A 17686-nucleotide genomic window follows, 5' to 3' on the forward strand; every position below is an offset into this window, starting at 1 on the left:
TCTCTCCTTTTTTATCGTTTGTCTAAACGATTAGCGACATAATCACCAATCCATTGAAACAAAAATACGATAGCTAAAATAATAATCGTCGCGATAATCATAACGTCGGTATTCGTGCGCTGAAACCCTTGTTGGAAAGCAAGAGTCCCTAAGCCACCCGCGCCAATCGTTCCGGCCATAGCTGTATACCCAATTAAAGCAACCGTTGTAACCGTAATTCCTGATACAAGAGCAGGCATAGATTCTGGTAATAGTACTTTAAAGATAATATGCCCATTTGACGATCCCATAGCCTGTGAAGCTTCTACAACACCACGGTCAACTTCGCGTAAAGCAATTTCAACCATCCGAGCATAGAATGGTGCAGCCCCAATTATTAATGCTGGTAAAGCAGCACTTGGTCCAAACATACTCCCAACAATTGCTCTCGTAAATGGAATTAGCAAAATGATCAATATAATAAATGGAATGGAGCGAAAGATATTAACGACTGCCCCAACTAACGAATAGAAAAACCGATTTTGCCATGGGTTCCCTTTTGCTGTCAAATAAAGAAATAAGCCTAGCATGATTCCTAAAATAAATGTAGCAACAGCAGATATAACAGTCATATAGATTGTCTCGTATGTTGCTTGCCAAAAATTATCCCATATTACATTTGGAAACCATTGTTCAAGCATGCTCCATCACCTCCACTTCAACTTCTTCGGAACGGATGTAAGCTAAAGCCTCAGTAATTTTTAATGAATCTCCAGATAAACGTAAATAGAGTTTACCAAAGGACCCTTCCTGCAACTTAGAAATTTTACCTTGCAAAATCGAAACATCGATCGGAAAACGGCGAATTAAATCAGTTACGAGTTGTTCTTCAACCGGGTTACCAACAAATGTAAGTGAAACGATTTGTCCTTCTACTTGGTCGTCAAGCATTTTCCATAAAGCATCTTCATCTTCATCGCTACTAGCAAGCTGCTTTACAAATTCCTTAGTAATCTCTTCTTTAGGTCGTCTAAATACATCGATAACCGGTCCCTCTTCTACAACTTGACCGCTTTCCATTACCGCAACTCGATGACAGACCTTTTGTATAACATGCATCTCATGTGTAATGAGGACAATAGTTAAATTTAATTTCTTATTTATATCTAATAACAAATCGAGAATAGAGTCCGTTGTTTTTGGATCCAGCGCAGATGTAGCCTCATCACATAGTAAAACCTTCGGATTATTTGCAAGCGCTCGTGCAATGCCGACACGTTGTTTCTGGCCACCACTTAGTTGAGATGGGAAGTTGTTTTCTCGACCTCTTAAACCGACAAGATCTATTAACTCTTCCACACGTTTCTTTCTTTCCTCTGTTGATACTTTAGCCACTTCCAATGGAAAAGAAATATTTTGCTTAACCGTCCTTGACCAAAGCAAGTTAAAGTGTTGAAAAATCATACCGATTTTCTGTCTGGCCATTCGAAGTTCCTTAGACGATAACTTGGATAACTCCAAACCATCCATTTCAACTTTACCCGAAGTTGGCAACTCTAGCAAATTCAATAAGCGAATTAATGTACTCTTCCCAGCTCCGCTGTACCCAATTACTCCAAAGATTTGTCCCTCTTCAATAGATAAATTTACGTTGTTTACTGCGTGCACCGTTCCAGACTTCGAATTATATGTTTTACTGATTTCCTTTAACGAAATCATTATTTCCCCTCCAATAAAAAAACCTTCCTGTAAGATGACAGAAAGGTTCGTTTTCCTTTGTCTCATCTCTCAAAGCATTACGCCCTGCAGGATTTAGCACCTTCAAGCCCATAGCTTGCGGTTGCCGGGTTTCATCGGGCCAGTCCCTCCACCTCTCTGGATAAGAAATATATAGTTATTGTGTTTGATTTTTTACCAAGTGTACGAAAATAATAGCATGGCATCGTTTTAGCGTCAATCCCTAAGCTGTTTTTGACTTCATATGTTTCTCGACCTTCTTTTTAAAAACGAGTAAGAAAAAAACGGAACCTAATACATATAAACAAGCTGTAATGACGAAGACAATTGCATACCCATTATATGCACCATATGCAGCGACAATTCCCATTGATACAGGTCCCATTAAAGCCCAGCCTAATTGAAACACCATTTGCGTGACCGAATTCGCAGTTCCCCGCATGCGTGGATGAATTAACTTCATAACTAGAGCAGCTTGAATCGGATTTCCGGCATTCATTAATGCTTGCCTAAATAAAAACCCAATAATTGCAAACCAAAGCACATTTGTAAATGCAGTTAATAGTAAAAAGGGAATTGAGCCCATCTGCAACAAGAAGACAGCTTTCACTTCACCAAATCGATTAACGACCTTTGGTCCAATCAACATCGCTATGACTGTCATACCTTGCCCTAGTGATAATACAAGACCAATTGCGGAATAATTTAAATCAAAACGATCATTAAAATACAAGTTTAAGTAAGGAATAACCAGTCCTGAACCAAACCCAATGAGTAAACTCGAAACAGCAAACAAAGCAATAATTTTCCACTCTTCGCTTTTCGGAGAGTGGTTAGCTACCTCTGCAACTTTTATTATACCTTTACCTTGCTCCCCATCTTTCACTTTAAGTAACGGAAAAAAGGAAATTGCCGCCAAGAAAAAAGCTAAGATTAGAGTAAGCTGAACGGCTTGCAGCATTGTCATTGCGGAAAATTGATATAACAGATCAGCCAACGTACCACTAAAAAGATGCCCTATTACGTTTGCACCCATCATAAGAGCCGCGTGCAAAGCAAACAATTTCACTCTTTGCTTTTCTTTTGAATTCTCTGCCAATAGAGGAATCGCTGATACTTGTAAAAAAGCGAAAAAAAAGCCAGTTAACCCCGCTCCAAACAAAAGAGGCATTTCGGTTGAACTAAACGAACGAATCGCAAAACTTATCGCCAACATAATCGATCCAATCATTAACATTCGTTTTCGACCATATCGATCCCCTAATATTCCCGCCGGAAGTAAAGCAATCGCTGTCGCGGCTGCTTGAAAAGCAATGACTTGTCCATTTAAATGATCGCTATAGCCCAACTCCCTAATATAGAAAGGATACATCACCATAAAAATGCCCATTGCTGTATTAAATGCAATTGATGACAATAAAAAATAACGAATTGTACGATTGTACGATTTAACCGGTTTAACAAAAAACGTATGTCCTAATGCCATTCATTTCTCCCCAATTAGCAGTTATTTCGACTCTCTAATTATTATACGAAATAACTGCTGCAGTGGGTAGAATATTTTAGTGCCAACTATCTTCAATAAACGATTGAACTTGATCCCAATTTTCGTTTTGTAGCTGAAAAATTTGATCTTGTTCAAATGAGAAACCATCGTACATTGAATGTTGTAAACCGTGATTTGTTTCAATTACTTCACCAATTATTGAACCGTCCATGTAAAGTTTTAAACGACCTTCTTCATACTTTGCGACAACCTTTTGGGTGACATTCACTCTCTCCATTTTTATTCCCCCTAAATGTCTTACCTGTTTATAGCCTGTGCTAATCTGTATCGCATATCCGAGGGAAGATAAGCCAACAAAAAAACCTGCAGATGCAGGCTTTTTCCTTAGTCTTCTTCATTTATCATTTCACTGTATTCTTCAGCTGACATAAGTTTTTCAACTTCACCCTCATCAGCAGGCTCTACAACAATCATCCATGCTTTTTCATAAGGCGATTCGTTGACGAATTCAGGAGAATCATCAAGATCTTCGTTGACTTCAACGACCGTACCATTAATAGGTGCATATAGTTCAGAAACTGTCTTTACAGATTCTACACTTCCAAATGGCTCGTCCGCTTCAATCTCGTCACCAACTTCAGGGAGCTCAACAAATACGATATCACCGAGTTCAGACTGAGCGAAATCAGTTATGCCAATACGCACTTTATTCCCTTCAGTTTTTACCCATTCATGCTCTTCAGAGTACTTTAATTCTTTAGGTAAGTTGCTCATTAATTATCCCTCCAACTAATTACTAGTACGTCTGTAATCATACATGAAAAAAACGTTTGCGAAAAGTAGAATGTTTCTAAAGAAAGAGCGCTTATCACGGTTACGAATTATCTAGATGAATGAAACAATATGATTATAGCCATAGGTAATCAAACTGATCTTGTTTAAATCCAAGGCTTACTTTTTTCCCATCTGTCACAATCGGACGCTTAATTAACATTCCATCAGAAGCAAGTAATTGATACTTTTCTTCATCATTCATATTTGGCAATTTAGATTTTAAATCCAACTCACGGTATTTTTTTCCGCTTGTATTAAAAAATGCTTTGAGTTCTAATCCGCTATTTGCGTGTAATTCTTTTAATTCAGATGCAGATGGTGGAGAATCTACAATGTGAATCGCTTCGACTTCAATACCTTTCTCACTAAACCACTTTTTCGCATTACGACATGTCCCACATTTTGGGTATTCATACATAGTTAAACTCATTATTAACCCCTCTTCCACTAAAAGTATCGCTTTCTATTATGACTTAAAATACCATGTAGAAACAACTGATAAGGGAAGCGGCTTATAGCCACTTCCCTTGAGAGGAGGATACTCCTTGCGAGAGGAGCATTTATTTTATTTGGGGCATAACCCCAAAAGAGTAATTAAATTAAACAATATATTTCTTGGCTACAATAACTCCTTGAGCGATTTCACGCTTTTTCGCCACCACATTAATGGGTTGATGACGAGTAAGCTTGCGCAGCATTGAAAGCATCGTCCGTAAAGTATCTCCTTCTTCAATATGGATCAATGCTTTTTTCGCATTGGCTTCAATACGGTTAATCGCTTCTTGCCCAAATACTTCAGTCATAAGAAGCTTCTGCTTTTGTTCTTCTAAAGAGGATAACGCGATTGCTTTTTCTGTTCGTAAAATGGTTGATTCAAGTGAATAAATATCATTAACGATATCTGCAACAACTGCTAATACTTCTTGTTCTTTCTCAAGTTCTGGACCATATTTCTGTGCTCCAGTTCCTGCGATCATTAAGAATATTTTCTTTGCCATCGACAGTAAGTATTTCTCTTGTGCAAGTGGCTCATCCTCAATTTCTTGTGGCATTAGCATCATTAACTCTTCTTGCAAAGCAGTTGCCTTCTCTAAGAAAGGTAGCTCGCCTTTTAACGCTTTTCTCATTAATGTTCCTGGAACAAGCATACGGTTAATTTCATTTGTACCTTCAAAAATACGGTTAATGCGCGAGTCACGATAAATTCTTTCAACTTCGTATTCGGCCATGAACCCATATCCACCATGGATCTGGACAGCCTCATCAGCAACAAAATCAAGGGTCTCTGACCCATCAAATTTATTCAATGAACACTCAATTGCATATTCCGCGATCGCGTTCGCTACAGCACGTCCGTCCTTCTGTTCTTCATCTGATAGGCTTGCAAATCGGTCTTCAATCAATCCACCCGTGCGATAAATGGCACTTTCAGAGGCAAAGATTGCTGTTGCCATTGACGCTAATTTCTCTTGAATTAACGTAAATGATGAAATTGGTGTTTTAAATTGCTTTCTTTCTGTCGCATATGTTGCTGCAAGCTCGAGAGCTGCTTTTGATCCACCAATACAACCAACACCAAGCTTATAACGTCCAATATTTAAAATATTGAAAGCTATAACATGACCACGGCCAATTTCTCCCAATACATTCTCAACAGGAACTTGCGCATCTTCTAAAATGAGGGTCCGAGTAGATGATCCTTTAATCCCCATTTTTTTCTCCTCAGCCCCAGTGCTTACCCCACTAAATTCCTTTTCTACAATAAACGCGGTAAACTTTTCACCATCGATTTTTGCATATACCACAAAAACGTCAGCAAACGCAGAGTTAGTAATCCATTGTTTTTCCCCATTCAAACTATAATGTGTTCCTGCTTCATTTAGAACAGCTGTCGTTTTTGCGCCTAGTGCATCAGAACCAGAGCTCGGCTCTGTAAGCGCATACGCTGCAAATTTTTCACCACTCGCAAGGTCAGGTAAGTATTTGCTTTTTTGTTCGTGAGAGCCAAAGAAAACAATCGGCAACGTACCAATTCCAACGTGAGCGCCATGGCTTAATCCAAATGCTCCAGCCCGACTGAATTTTTCAGATATCAATGAAGAACTAATTTTATCAAGACCTAGGCCACCATATTCTTCAGGTACATCCGCTCCAAGTAACCCGAGTTCTCCTGCTTTTTTCAGTAACCGTGTTGTATGTTGAAACTGGTGATTTTCAATATCATGAACATATGGAAAAACTTCTTTTTCAACAAATCCTTCTGTTGTCCGCGCAATCATTAATTGCTCTTCTGTATAGTCTTCTGGAGCAAAAAATTGCGATGTATCAATTTCTTCTAATAAAAAACTGCCACCTTTAACTAACTTCTTAGTTGTTTCACCCATTATTACTTCCTCCTTTAATTAAACCAATTCAAAAACGCCTGCTGCACCCATACCGCCGCCGATGCACATTGTTACTACACCAAACTGTTCACCACGCCGTTTCATTTCATGTGCAAGTGTTAATGTTAACTTTGATCCTGTACAGCCAAGTGGATGTCCTAATGCGATTGCTCCACCATTCACGTTTACTTTTTCATGATCTAGCTTTAATGTGCGAATGATCGCAAGCGCTTGTGAAGCAAAGGCTTCGTTTAATTCAAACAATCCGATATCCTCAAGCTCTAGCCCGGCTTGTCGGACTGCTTTAGGAATTGCTTCAATTGGTCCAATCCCCATTACTTCCGGTGCCACACCTGCTACAGCAAAACTATGGAATTTTAATAATGGACTCATGCCTCGTTCAATAGCATCTTCTTTTTCCATTAACAAAACTGCTGCTGCACCATCACTCATCTGTGAAGAATTACCCGCAGTTACTGTTCCTTTTAGCTGAAAAGCAGGTTTTAACTTTGCGAGCGTTTCGATTGTTGTCTCTTTTCTTACACCTTCATCCATTGTTACTTCACGGTTTAGCAAACTTACCTTCCCGTCTTCACCTAGTACTTGTTCATTAACAGTAACAGAAACAATTTCGTCCGAGAACTTACCCTGAGCAATAGCTGATGCTGCTCTTTTATGACTTTCAGTTGAGAATGCATCTTGGTCAGATCGGCTAATCCCATACTGTCTGGCAACTTCTTCTGCTGTGTAACCCATTGACATATAATATTCAGGTGCATCATCAATTAGTTTAGGATTTGGTTTAACAACATGACCACCTATTGGGATCATACTCATTGATTCTGCCCCGCCAGCAATAATTGCCTTGCTCTGTCCAAGCATAATACGTTCCGCTCCATAAGCAATTGTCTGTAATCCTGAGGCACAATAACGGTTGATGGTTACTGCTGGAACCGACTGTGGAATGCCAGCTAAAATACTTAAATTGCGAGCCATGTTCATACCTTGCTCTGCTTCTGGCATTGCACAGCCAATAATGACATCTTCAATTTCTGTTGGGTCAATAGCAGCTCGACGAACGGTTTCTTTCACGGCGATTGCACCTAAATCATCCGAGCGAACATGGGCAAATGCCCCTCGCTTTGCTTTACCAACTGGAGTTCGTGCTCCTGCTACAATAACTGCTTCCTTCACTCGCGATCCCTCCTAATTACGTAATGGCTTCCCTTTAGTAAGCATTTGTTGCATCCGTTGCTGTGTTTTCGGTTCAGCAATTAAGCTTAAAAATGCTTCTCTTTCTAAATCGAGCAAATATTGTTCATCAACAAGCGAGCCTTCACTAAGTCTTCCACCTGAAATAACAAACGCAAGTTTCTTTGCTATTTTCATATCATGTTCGGACGTGTAACCGCCCCACTTCATCATCTCTGCACCAAGCATTAAGGTCGCAAAACCCGCTTCTCCAGAGACAGGTATCTTTGTTTTTGCAGGGGCTTTATAACCTGCATCATATAGAGAAATGACTTTTTGCTTTGCTTCATAATTAACAAATAGATCGTTCATCACAATAGCATCACGATTAGAAAGAAATCCGTTATCACGTGCTTCAGCAGCAGAAGTGGAAACCGTCGCGGTCGCAATCTTTTCGAACGTTTCTCTGGCTGCTTGTTGTAGCTGTGCTGGTGTCTCTTTGCCAAACCGCTCTAAATTGCGCAAATATAACTCTTTGTTTCCCCCTCCACCGGGGATTAAGCCTACGCCTACCTCCACCAGTCCCATATATGTTTCGTGGCTTGCTTGTATGCTTGCTGCAGGCAAACTAATTTCAGCTCCCCCACCAAGTGTCATTTGATAAGGAGCTGTGACAACGGGCACATTGGCATAACGAATACGAGATGTCGCTTTTTGGAATTGACGTATAACAAGGTCTAGTTCGAAGAAATTATCGTCTTGTGCTTCCATTAACATCATCATTAAGTTAGCTCCAACACAGAAGTTTTTCCCTTCATTACCAATGACAAGACCTTTATAATTTGCTTCTACTTCGTCGATCGATTTATGGATCATTTGAATCACATCTAGACCAATTGAATTATTTGGTGATGTGAATTTTAATAAAGCTACATCATTGCCAATGTCAATAAGCGAAGCACCTGTGTTTTTGCTAATTGTATTTTCTTTCTTTAACACAGTTAAAGACAAATTCTTCTCATGCTGACGTATTGGTTTATACGTGCCTTTATGAATAAAAGCACCTGCCTTATAAAATGATTCCGCTCCGTCTTCGTACATCTTCTCAATCCAGTTAGGGATAACGCTTCCTTCTTGCTGCATTTTTTCCACTGTTTGCCTAAATCCTAATGCGTCCCAAAGCTCGAATGGACCCATTTCCCAACCGAAGCCCCATCTCATTGCTTCATCAACAGCAAGCAGATCATTTGCAATTTCTTCGGTCTTTTCGGCCGTGTAAACGAGAACAGGCTTAATAATTGACCAAAGTAATTCACCTGCAGCATCTTCAGCAAATACCACTGTCTGCAATTTATCTTTTTTAGATTTTATTGGTTTTGAACGATCAATAGAAGGTGCTTTTAATTTTTTTCTAGGTTCATATTCCATTGTTTCAGGATTGATTTCATAAATGACTCCATCCTTCTTAAAATAAAAACCTTGCCCGCTCTTCGCACCAATCCACCCTTTATCAGCCATCTTCTTCATAAATGTAGGTGGATCGAACATCGCCTTCTCTTCACCAATTGCCTCGTCGTACACATTCTTCGCGACGTGAAGAAAGGTATCTAACCCTACAACATCAAGTGTACGAAATGTCGCACTCTTAGGGCGACCAATTAGAGGTCCGGTAACCGAATCGACTTCGCCTACCGAATAGCCATTCCTAACCATTTCGTGAACCGTTACAAGCAACCCAAAAGTACCGATTCGATTGGCAATGAAATTAGGTGTATCTTTCGCTTCAACAACACCTTTTCCAAGTGATTGCTCTGCGAATCCGCGAATAAATGCAAGAACGTCCTCGGATGTATCTTTGGTTGGAATGAGCTCAAGTAACTTTAAATAGCGGGGAGGATTAAAAAAGTGAGTTCCTAGAAAATGTGCTTTAAAATCCTCACTGCGTCCTTCTGACATCGTTTTAATTGAAATTCCTGATGTATTTGATGTAACAATTGAACCCTTGCTTCTTACTTCATCAATCCGAGTAAATAATTGTTTTTTCGCTTCCAAATTCTCAATAATGACTTCAATAATCCAATCCGCTTCTTTAAGACGTTCAAAATCATCCTCTAAGTTTCCTGTTTCAATTAATGCAGCAGTCTCTTTTGAAGCTAAAGGAGCAGGTTTCTGTTTTTTTAATTTTGTTATAGCTGTGTTTGCCAGTTGATTCCTAACTTGTTTCTTTTTTAATGTTGCAACACTAGAATCGCCGCTTTCTGGGGCTTTTGGTACCATATCCAAAAGCAATACTGGAATACCCGCATTAGCCAGATGAGCGGCAATACTAGCACCCATAACACCAGCTCCAATAACAGCCGTTTTTCGTATGTGACGTGACATAATCTCTGTTATCCTCCTCTCGATACTAAAAACGAATGAACACTCATTCATTTTTCAAGCAATAAAAAACGCTTCTTTTCATAAGCTTTCTTTTACTATAACGAAAGATGATAGCGTTTGCAATATTAATTTTCAGCAAATTCTTTTTCATGCATAAAGCAAGCATCTTTTACGAACAATACATTCGTAGTACGATCTAAAATTTAGGAGGGTTTACATGAACCAACAACCTCAAGGCCAACAATCTCAGCCACAAGATCAACAAACAACCATGCATGAAGCACCTAATGTGTTTACTGGCAAAGACTTAAACTACATCAATGACATAATGGCTTGGAATTTAACTGCGTCAAAAAAAGCACATTTCTTTGCTCAACATTGTCAAGACGCTGAAATCAAACAGGCCATTGATACTGCTGGACAAATGCACCAACGTCATTATGAACAATTTCTTCAATTATTAAATCAGCCACAAAATCAACCACCCACTTATCAATAAGGAGTGATTCAAAATGAATCAGAAAATCCAAAACCAAAAAATCCAAATTCCTACTACAACCGATATGACGGATCAAGATTATATTACTGATATGTTATCGACAGAAAAATACATCACTGTTTCCTACTCAATTGCTGAACATGAAGCTAGTCACGAGTCGTACTACCAAGTTATACATCAAGCAAACAACGAATCGTCACAAATGCAACGTGAATTATATGAGATGATGTTTAAAAAAGGACTTTATAGTCTAACTGCTACTGATTCAAATCAACTTCAGCAAAGTTATCAACAGCATAAAGGGTATGAGAATCAACTACCATATAGCAACTTAAACCAATAGGAGAGCTTTAAGCTCTCCTATTGGTTTATTATCTTACAACATTCACATAAACTTTAAAAAAAGTATCATTTATATCAAAAAAAATCATTACATGTCAGCTTTTTATTAACCACCATGATTCAGGACTTTTATTACACGCATTAGCAAACAGATTGACTAAATAGTGTTATCTCCATCCCTCGTCAACTTTTTAGTCTTACCCCTTCGCTCCCGTAGGATATATAAGATCCAACACCCACCTACAACTGTCATAAAGATAGCTGCCATCATATACACTGCCGATAATCCAAGCCAATCAATAACCAAAAACGAGACAAGCGGACCAAGAGCTGCTCCTAGGTCTAATACAACTGTATAAACAGTCATGACAGATACTGGGTTTTTAACAGCTGCATGGGCTGCAAGTGTATCGGTCGCTGTAACCATAAACGTTGAAAAAAGCTGAAAAATAAGAATGAAGATGATAAGTAAATAGATTGATGGTGAAGTCTGAAATAAAAGGAAGAATACACTCATTCCAAACAAAGGCACTAGTATTAAGTAATCAGCTTGCTTTGATTGATCAAGAACTTTCCCAAGAAAAGGAGCCAATAAAGGGTCCCAGCCCCATCGAACAGCCTGCATTATTCCCGCAATCGTTGCAGCCCCAATGACCATCCCAGCAATTTGTATATGATCATTTAAAGCTTTCTCAACAAGCGTGCTTAAAGTAGAAGCGAATAAGCCAAAAATGGTGAACCCAACTGTTGCACCTGTAACATATACAAGAAAGGTCTTTTGAGTAAACCACTTCGTAAAGCTTCGTTGTTTCTTTTCATTTCTTTGTTTTGAATTAACTGGTATTAGAAAGTAAACAGTCGGTAACATCGCTATATTAATTAATGCAAAAACGATTGTAATCCCAATTAAACTCCAAATATCTACTAAAAATCCCCCAACCAACATTCCAAATAAGCCACCAATTCCCCATAACCCGTTATAAAGCCCCATTAGTTGACCTTTATTTTCTTTAGTTGAGACTTCCACTACGGTAAGCATGCCTCCAAGTCTAAGCAACGACCAAGCTAACCCCCATAACATCCTCATTCCAAGAAGAATAAGAAAATGTTGTGCGAATCCATAAGACAATGTCGTGCACACGGCTAAAACAACAGCAATGAAAATACCTGCACGCAATTCGAATTTGGAATAAAACCATCCTACAAGTGGATTAATAGGTAAACGAATGAATCGATTAATCGATAAGAGGACCCCCACTTGCCATAAACTAGTCAAACCGAAATCTTGATAATATAGAGGAAGAACAATAAATAACATCGAATCACCTAACACAGCGGCGGCTGTTATTAGTGCGATCCCAACTACTTTCTTCTTGGCTCTATTCATCTGAATAACCATTTTCTACACTTTTTTTCATAGACCACTTAGATCCCTGACTCGCCTTCATTTTATATCATCTCCCTTCTTTCTTATTGTCTGCTTTATAAAGGATGAAAAAAAGTGTAAACTTTAAATCACTTAATTTCCCCTTTTAGGAGGATAACACTATGAAATTAATAGAACACTATAAAGCACTTTCAAAATCGATTAATAATACGCACCAGACAGTTGAAATAACAATTGCAAAACTAGCTACTATACTTTCATGTTCTGATCGAAACGCAAAACTACTCATTCGACAAATGCAAAAGCAGAATTGGATTACTTGGCAACCAGGTAAAGGCCGTGGTCACTCTTCAAAGATTAAATTAATAAAAACAGTTGAAGAACTCGTACAAGCAGAAGCGAAAACGCTCGCTGAATCTGGGTTAATTGATGCTGCCATTCATTTAATCCAGCAACATCCGAACACGAATCACCAAGCCTTTATTTCATGGCTTTCTAACTCGCTACATCAAAATGATTTAAAGTCTGAAAAAGATCACTTGCGCTTTCCTTCATACCGATCTATTCCCGTGCTTGATCCAGCCTATGTGAATCGCCGTACTGAAAACCATATTATGCTTCACTTGTTTAATTGTCTTATAACTTACAATGATGAAACAAACTCGTTTCAAGAAGATTTAGCACACAAGTGGTCCATGGATATAACAGGTGAAAAATGGACATTTTATTTACGAAAAGGGATCTATTTTCATAATGGTATGACTTGCACAAGCCATAATATCAAATATCATTTCTTACACTTGCCTACTTCATCCCCTGCTTATTGGGGAATTAAGAATTTAGCGACTATTAATTGTCCCAATCTGTATACATGCGAATTCCATTTTCAGAAACCAAATCCCTATTTTTTACATGCGGCTTCCTCCATTCCTATTCTCCATGAGAGGGGATCTCAATCACACCCAGTAGGCACAGGACCATTCCATATTTTAAAAAATAATGAAAAGCTATTGAGATTATCAGTGTTCGAACATTTTTTTGGTAAACGACCGTTTCTTGATACTATAACAATGTATTTTTTTCCAGACTTATATGATAATCAATCGGCTGATGAATTATCTAGCGACAACCGATTAAATTTCTATCCTTATCCTTACCACTTCGAATCGGCTATTGACTTACAACAGTTCGAGAAAATCGATCGAGGCTGTAAAATGATTAGTATGAATGCACGAAAAAATACTCCTTTAACCGACAAAAACTTTCGTAAAGCCCTTTATCACCTGCTCGATCCTTTAGAAGTAATCGAAGCTAAAGGAGGAAATCGCTTTATTCCCGCAACAAGAATGATTCAGTCAACTGAAGGATCCTTGTTTAAGCAAAGAAATCGGAAAGAAGGGAGACGCTTACTTAAACAGTGTAGCTATGATGGACACTCAATATCTCTACTTAGCTATCCTGGTGCCGGTAATGAAGAAGATGCTAATTGGATGAAAAGACGTTTAGAAGAAGAAGGCATGACAGTTGAAGTTCGTATTCTTCCGTATAAAGAACTAACGCCAGAAAAAAAGAAAGAAACCGACTTATTGCTGGGTGAACAACTTGTCTATGATGATTCATGTTATACCTATTTATCGGCAATGCTTGATCGTCATGGTATGTTCTACTATCATCATCAGAAAATGGCAGATCACGTTGAAACCCTTATCGAGAAGATGGATTCAGAAATGAACCTACTTTCATCACTTGAAAAAGCTGAAAATCAACTTTGCGTAAACTATTATGCCGTACCACTTTATCGATTAAAACAATATGCCATTTACCCTCCATATGTAGAGGATGTCACTTTAAACACATTTGGTTGGGTTGATTACACGAAGTTATGGTATAAACGATAGTCCTAAAAAAAGAAGGTTAAGCATATGCTTAACCTTCTTTTTTGGGAAGATTTTTTTTCCAAATGAGAAATCGAGCAATATAATTTGCATATGCTGATTGATCAAAATCCACACCACATTCATGCAATACCCACGGGTGAGGCTGGTGAGCAATTCCAACTTCAAAACCTGCTTTTTGAAATAGTAAGCTTTGCGTTGTATCATAAAGATGCCACCCGTCAAACTCCTCTTCCCACGGTAAATCATATTGGGTTGCCATTAGTACACCATCGATGACTTCCACTGGCTGATACGCATAATCTGCTTCAATAAATGATAAGTAGCCATAAGTATCACGATTTTCAAGAATTTTACCTGCCTTTGCAAAGCTATCCCACCATACCCCGTTTATCGGTAACTCTTTTGCACCAATTACACCAAGCATTCCTAATTTAGGATGATGTTCAAACAAAAAAAGCAAATCATATAAAAACATGCGATTAATAATCATTGTATCTTGATGAATGTATACCTTATATTTAGCATCGCTTTCTTTCATCGCTTTATTATACCCACTAGTCATACTCACAGCGCCACGAATTCCGATCTTATCAACTGAAAAGCCTCGGGGAAGGTGGAGCATATCAATATGGCTCACAGACCGTCTATATAAGGCTTCATCATTTACACAAGTAATAAAGCAAACTCTCTGCTTATCCATTACACCAAACTCCTCTTTCTGAACATCGCTTCGTTACTATATTCAAAGAAATAGCAGTTTGTGCTAATTTAAAGCAAACCAACAACAAAAAGCTTCATACAGCACAATAGTCATAGAAAGTATGACTATACTGTATAAAGCCAGATTTTGCTTACAACTCTTTTTATGTCAAACGTTCAAAAGCCTTCGTTAGCTTTGTTATCCCCTCGTCAATTTCCTCTTTCGTAATTGTCAACGGAGGAATCATTCTTAGTACTTCTCCTTCATTGCCACAAAAATAAAAGAGAACACCTTCTTCAAGTGCTAAATCAAGTATTTTTGCAGCCGTTTCGCCGTCCTTTTCTCCTGAAACAGGATCGATAATTTCAATCCCAAACATCATGCCCAGATTTCGAACTGCACCAATTTGTGGCCACCTCTTTTGTAAAGTAAACAATTTCTCTTGTGCATAGCTGCCAACTTCTTTTACATTATTTAGCAGCTCTTCTTCTTTTATAATTTGAAGCGTTGCTCGTGCAGCAGCACAAGCAATCGGATTCCCCCCAAATGTTGTTGCGTGACTACCAAGTGGCCATCGTTGCATGAGCTTATGGTTCGCGACTGTCGCACTTAATGGTAATCCTGATGCAATCCCTTTGGCAACTGCCATAATATCAGGAATAACGTTAAACGATTGGGCAGCAAACCATTCACCTGTACGACCAAAACCAGTTTGTACTTCGTCAAAGATGAGCAAAATTCCATGTTCATCACATATTTCTCGAATTCGTTTTAACCAAGCTGTCGGAGGAACAATATATCCACCTTCACCTAACACTGGTTCAATAATCATACAAGCAATTTCTTCTGGCGATACTTGATGAGCGAATAATGTTTGGAACGATTGCTCCAATTTCGTAATCGCTTCCTCTTCTGAATCTCCAGGAGTGTAATATGGAATTTGATATGTTGCTGCTTGAGCCGGTTGATGTTTTCGATATTTCCCTTTTGATGTACTAACTCCTAGTGAACCTAATGTTCGACCGTGGAAGCAACCGATAAAGGAAATCACATATGGACGTTCGGTTACATGGCGAGCTAATTTTAGTGCCCCCTCAACGGCTTCCGTTCCACTGTTTCCAAAAAAGAAACAATCCAAATCTCCTGGCATAATTTCTGCTAGTTCGTTAGCAAGCTTTAAGATAGATTCGTATTGAATAACACCAATCGGACCGTGCGTAAAACGGTCCGCTTCTTCTTTAATCGCTTTAACGATCTTGGGATGGCGATGACCTACATTCGTAACGGCAATACCAGATGTAAAATCTAAGTATTTTTTTCCATCAACACCATAATAATAACAACCTTCTTCTTTTAAAACCGGTAAGTTGGGATGGTCCTTCGCCATGCTTGGTGCTAGACGATAAGGAATTGTTTCCGCTAGTTCTTTCCATGCTTGTGTCATTCATGCTGACTCCTTTAACGAAAAATAATAAAATGCGCAATCAAAACAACGACTGGCAAAGCAATAACTGTACGCTGTATAAAGATGATAAACAACTGCCAGAAATTAATTGGGATGCTTGAGCGCATAAGCATCACACCAATTTCCGACATATAAACGAGTTGAATAAGTGATACAGCTCCAACTACAAAACGCGTCAGTTCACTTTCGATCCCTGCACCTAGTATAGCTGGTAAAAACATATCCGCAAAGCCAACAAGCATCGCTGGCGCTGCTTCAGCTGCTTCAGGGATGTTCATCCATTCTAGAACAGGGACAAGGGGATAAGATAAATACGTGAAAACAGGAGTGAATTCGGCAATCATTAAAGCTATTGTTCCGATTGCCATTACAAGTGGCAACATTCCAAACCAAATATCTAATGCATTAAATGCACCCTTCTTCAGCACCGTGCCAACACTAGGGGCTATTTTCGCTTTATTCACTCCACGAGTAAATGCACTCTTCCATAACGAGCCTTTTTCTACTGTTTCTTGAATCGCACCAGGTTTTTCTTCGTGATACGTATTCGTCATTTTAGAAAGTGGGGGAATCCGTGGGCAGATCAACGCTGCAATAAATACACCAGCCAAAACGGTTAAATAAAATGAGACAAAGCGTTCAGATAAAGTTAGAATCTCAGCAATGATTAAACTAAAGGCAATAGAAGTAATCGTAAAGTTAGTTACAATAACAGCTGATTCCCGCTTTGTATAGTAGCCATTTTCATACTGGTTTATCGTAATTAAAATACTCATCATATTGTTGCCCATCCAAGAAGCAAGTGAGTCAACAGAAGCTCTTCCTGGTAAATTAAATAACGGGCGCATTACTTTTTTTGCTAACGTACCAAGCCATTCCATTAAGCCATATTCAAGTAATAATGGCATAAGCATTCCCATAACCACTGACCAGACAGCTAATACTGGAAGGAGGTTCGTAAATACTTCTCCTCCTGTTGCTAGACCGTAAACCATTTCCGTACCGGTCTCCGTCAAAACCATATATGCAAAAACGGCTCCAAGAACCCGAATGGTTGTCCATATAAACGATGTATAGAATAATGCCTTTAAAGCAGGTGTTTCCATAATAAATCTCGGCTTAAATACCCATGCAACAAGTGAAGCAACACCTGAAACGACGAGAAGACCAAGCAAAAAATAAGGAAGTGCTCCAGCAAGGATTCCTTGTAAATACCCTGCAACGTATCCAATAAGAACCGTCCACTTGTCATTAATTTTAATTGGTACAAGAAAAAGAAAAGCTCCTACTAGTGAAGGAATTAAGAAGGTAAGTATATGACGCACAGTTGGTTTCTTTTGATTGTTTGTCTCTTCGTGTTTGTGTAATTCCATGATGGTTT

16 protein-coding genes and 1 riboswitch are annotated in these 17686 nt (G+C 38.7%); of the genes, 3 read left to right on the top strand and 13 right to left on the bottom strand.

The window, feature by feature from the left end:
• Positions 1 to 11: 11 nt before the first annotated feature.
• The 9 genes from BK584_RS08200 to BK584_RS08240 form a co-directional block, all read right to left on the bottom strand.
• Positions 12 to 680 (bottom strand): methionine ABC transporter permease, encoded by a 669-nt coding sequence (locus BK584_RS08200; RefSeq protein WP_078392157.1) that lies wholly within the window; start codon positions 678 to 680, stop codon positions 12 to 14.
• Positions 673 to 1698: a methionine ABC transporter ATP-binding protein gene (locus BK584_RS08205; RefSeq protein ID WP_078395467.1), complete on the bottom strand. Its 1026-nt coding sequence runs from the start codon at positions 1696 to 1698 to the stop codon at positions 673 to 675. Before BK584_RS08205 ends, BK584_RS08200 begins: the two co-directional genes overlap by 8 nt.
• Positions 1699 to 1757: 59 nt before the next feature.
• Positions 1758 to 1865, bottom strand: a riboswitch (SAM riboswitch).
• A gap of 74 nt (positions 1866 to 1939) precedes the next feature.
• On the bottom strand, positions 1940 to 3202 hold the full coding sequence (locus BK584_RS08210; protein WP_078392158.1) for an MFS transporter: 1263 nt from the start codon (positions 3200 to 3202) through the stop codon (positions 1940 to 1942).
• A gap of 76 nt (positions 3203 to 3278) precedes the next feature.
• The gene (locus BK584_RS08215) at positions 3279 to 3500 is read right to left on the bottom strand and encodes a DUF2553 family protein (RefSeq protein WP_078392159.1); all 222 of its coding nucleotides are present in this window, start codon (positions 3498 to 3500) and stop codon (positions 3279 to 3281) included.
• A 107-nt stretch (positions 3501 to 3607) separates the two neighbouring features.
• Complete coding sequence (gene gcvH / locus BK584_RS08220) at positions 3608 to 3997, bottom strand: glycine cleavage system protein GcvH (RefSeq protein ID WP_078392160.1); 390 nt, start codon at positions 3995 to 3997, stop codon at positions 3608 to 3610.
• A 133-nt stretch (positions 3998 to 4130) separates the two neighbouring features.
• On the bottom strand, positions 4131 to 4487 hold the full coding sequence (locus tag BK584_RS08225) for an arsenate reductase family protein (protein WP_078392161.1): 357 nt from the start codon (positions 4485 to 4487) through the stop codon (positions 4131 to 4133).
• Between the two features lie 169 nt (positions 4488 to 4656).
• Positions 4657 to 6441: an acyl-CoA dehydrogenase FadE gene (locus BK584_RS08230; protein ID WP_078392162.1), complete on the bottom strand. Its 1785-nt coding sequence runs from the start codon at positions 6439 to 6441 to the stop codon at positions 4657 to 4659.
• Between the two features lie 18 nt (positions 6442 to 6459).
• A complete protein-coding gene (locus tag BK584_RS08235) occupies positions 6460 to 7635 on the bottom strand; it encodes an acetyl-CoA C-acetyltransferase (protein ID WP_078392163.1) in 1176 nt (391 codons plus the stop codon).
• Between the two features lie 12 nt (positions 7636 to 7647).
• Positions 7648 to 10014, bottom strand: coding sequence for a 3-hydroxyacyl-CoA dehydrogenase/enoyl-CoA hydratase family protein (locus tag BK584_RS08240; RefSeq protein WP_078392164.1), 2367 nt, complete (start codon positions 10012 to 10014; stop codon positions 7648 to 7650).
• Between the two features lie 217 nt (positions 10015 to 10231).
• Between BK584_RS08240 and BK584_RS08245 the strand changes: the two genes are divergently transcribed.
• Both BK584_RS08245 and BK584_RS08250 read left to right on the top strand, forming a co-directional pair.
• Positions 10232 to 10513 (top strand): ferritin family protein, encoded by a 282-nt coding sequence (locus BK584_RS08245; RefSeq protein ID WP_078392165.1) that lies wholly within the window; start codon positions 10232 to 10234, stop codon positions 10511 to 10513.
• A 13-nt stretch (positions 10514 to 10526) separates the two neighbouring features.
• On the top strand, positions 10527 to 10856 hold the full coding sequence (locus BK584_RS08250; protein ID WP_078392166.1) for a spore coat protein: 330 nt from the start codon (positions 10527 to 10529) through the stop codon (positions 10854 to 10856).
• Positions 10857 to 11012: 156 nt separating this feature from the next.
• Here BK584_RS08250 and BK584_RS08255 read toward each other — a convergent pair whose 3' ends face one another.
• The gene (locus tag BK584_RS08255; protein WP_139365631.1) at positions 11013 to 12254 is read right to left on the bottom strand and encodes an MFS transporter; all 1242 of its coding nucleotides are present in this window, start codon (positions 12252 to 12254) and stop codon (positions 11013 to 11015) included.
• A 149-nt stretch (positions 12255 to 12403) separates the two neighbouring features.
• Here BK584_RS08255 and BK584_RS08260 point away from each other — a divergent pair, with 149 nt between their 5' ends.
• Positions 12404 to 14140 carry an ABC transporter substrate-binding protein gene (locus BK584_RS08260; RefSeq protein WP_078392167.1) on the top strand — a complete coding sequence of 579 codons (1737 nt, stop codon included), beginning with the start codon at positions 12404 to 12406 and terminating at the stop codon, positions 14138 to 14140.
• Positions 14141 to 14168: 28 nt separating this feature from the next.
• Here BK584_RS08260 and BK584_RS08265 read toward each other — a convergent pair whose 3' ends face one another.
• From BK584_RS08265 to BK584_RS08275, 3 genes are all read right to left on the bottom strand, one after another.
• A complete protein-coding gene (locus BK584_RS08265) occupies positions 14169 to 14840 on the bottom strand; it encodes a glycosyltransferase family protein (RefSeq protein WP_078392168.1) in 672 nt (223 codons plus the stop codon).
• 163 nt (positions 14841 to 15003) lie between these two features.
• Positions 15004 to 16284: an aspartate aminotransferase family protein gene (locus BK584_RS08270; protein WP_078392169.1), complete on the bottom strand. Its 1281-nt coding sequence runs from the start codon at positions 16282 to 16284 to the stop codon at positions 15004 to 15006.
• Between the two features lie 14 nt (positions 16285 to 16298).
• Entirely contained in the window at positions 16299 to 17678 is a 1380-nt protein-coding gene (locus tag BK584_RS08275; protein ID WP_078392170.1) for a YjiH family protein, read from the bottom strand.
• Positions 17679 to 17686 lie beyond the last annotated feature (8 nt).

Origin of the sequence: Shouchella patagoniensis (genome assembly GCF_002019705.1) — a bacterium.
GTDB classification, from domain to species: Bacteria; Bacillota; Bacilli; order Bacillales; family Bacillaceae_D; genus Shouchella; species Shouchella patagoniensis.

Excerpts from the sequence above, each read along its gene's own strand:
- BK584_RS08205 (WP_078395467.1), bottom strand. The coding sequence starts at position 1,698 with ATGATTTCGTTAAAGGAAATCAGTAAAACATATAATTCGAAGTCTGGA.
- BK584_RS08245 (WP_078392165.1), top strand. The coding sequence starts at position 10,232 with ATGAACCAACAACCTCAAGGCCAACAATCTCAGCCACAAGATCAACAA.
- BK584_RS08200 (WP_078392157.1), bottom strand. The coding sequence starts at position 680 with ATGCTTGAACAATGGTTTCCAAATGTAATATGGGATAATTTTTGGCAA.
- BK584_RS08275 (WP_078392170.1), bottom strand. The coding sequence starts at position 17,678 with ATGGAATTACACAAACACGAAGAGACAAACAATCAAAAGAAACCAACT.
- BK584_RS08270 (WP_078392169.1), bottom strand. The coding sequence starts at position 16,284 with ATGACACAAGCATGGAAAGAACTAGCGGAAACAATTCCTTATCGTCTA.
- BK584_RS08215 (WP_078392159.1), bottom strand. The coding sequence starts at position 3,500 with ATGGAGAGAGTGAATGTCACCCAAAAGGTTGTCGCAAAGTATGAAGAA.
- BK584_RS08210 (WP_078392158.1), bottom strand. The coding sequence starts at position 3,202 with ATGGCATTAGGACATACGTTTTTTGTTAAACCGGTTAAATCGTACAAT.
- BK584_RS08230 (WP_078392162.1), bottom strand. The coding sequence starts at position 6,441 with ATGGGTGAAACAACTAAGAAGTTAGTTAAAGGTGGCAGTTTTTTATTA.
- BK584_RS08240 (WP_078392164.1), bottom strand. The coding sequence starts at position 10,014 with ATGTCACGTCACATACGAAAAACGGCTGTTATTGGAGCTGGTGTTATG.
- BK584_RS08250 (WP_078392166.1), top strand. The coding sequence starts at position 10,527 with ATGAATCAGAAAATCCAAAACCAAAAAATCCAAATTCCTACTACAACC.
- gcvH (WP_078392160.1), bottom strand. The coding sequence starts at position 3,997 with ATGAGCAACTTACCTAAAGAATTAAAGTACTCTGAAGAGCATGAATGG.
- BK584_RS08265 (WP_078392168.1), bottom strand. The coding sequence starts at position 14,840 with ATGGATAAGCAGAGAGTTTGCTTTATTACTTGTGTAAATGATGAAGCC.
- BK584_RS08260 (WP_078392167.1), top strand. The coding sequence starts at position 12,404 with ATGAAATTAATAGAACACTATAAAGCACTTTCAAAATCGATTAATAAT.
- BK584_RS08255 (WP_139365631.1), bottom strand. The coding sequence starts at position 12,254 with ATGGTTATTCAGATGAATAGAGCCAAGAAGAAAGTAGTTGGGATCGCA.
- BK584_RS08225 (WP_078392161.1), bottom strand. The coding sequence starts at position 4,487 with ATGAGTTTAACTATGTATGAATACCCAAAATGTGGGACATGTCGTAAT.